At 36.5% G+C, this 485-nt stretch carries 1 protein-coding gene; it reads left to right on the top strand.

The features are described 5' to 3' along the window. Nucleotides 1-20 precede the first annotated feature (20 nt). Complete coding sequence (locus IDG45_RS13725; RefSeq protein ID WP_206171651.1) at nucleotides 21-425, top strand: RusA family crossover junction endodeoxyribonuclease; 405 nt, start codon at nucleotides 21-23, stop codon at nucleotides 423-425. Nucleotides 426-485: the final 60 nt, after the last annotated feature.

The raw sequence follows: 485 nt of genomic DNA, 5'->3' as shown, positions 1-485 counted from the left end.
GAATATATATGAGGGATTACATGGAGATAGAAATTAAATTTAATGAAGTGTTTAATGCGCCGATGGGGTCGCCCCGTCCACGCTTTCGTAAAACAGGTAGATTTGTTCAAACTTACATGCCAACGTCTTACACAAAGCATAAAGCGTATATACAAGGGCAAATGCCTAAGTTAAATCTAGAGCGCGCACTAAAAATCGAATTAGACTTTTACTTTCCATTGCTTAAATCGTGGTCGAAGAAAAAGAAAAGCGAAATGGTTGGGCAGTATAAAGTGACTAAGCCGGATATCGACAACTTAATTAAAACGGTATTAGATGCTTGTAATGGCCATGTATGGAAAGACGATAACCAAATTGCAGAAATAACTAGCTCAAAGCGTTATGGAATTGAGCCCAAAATAATCATACGAATAGAAGAAATATAAGAGGTGGATAAAATGGCGAGAAAAGCAAGGATTGTAACAATAAATGATAAACCATATAGG

It is taken from the genome of Staphylococcus sp. EG-SA-10, from assembly GCF_017151945.1.
Lineage (GTDB): Bacteria > Bacillota > Bacilli > Staphylococcales > Staphylococcaceae > Staphylococcus > Staphylococcus aureus.
The sequence above is the reverse complement of the archived record's forward strand: the minus strand, read 5'-3'. Positions and strand labels throughout refer to the sequence as shown.

What these genes read in the sequence shown, in the direction of transcription:
- IDG45_RS13725 (WP_206171651.1), top strand. Translation starts at nt 21, where the DNA reads ATGGAGATAGAAATTAAATTTAATGAAGTGTTTAATGCGCCGATGGGG.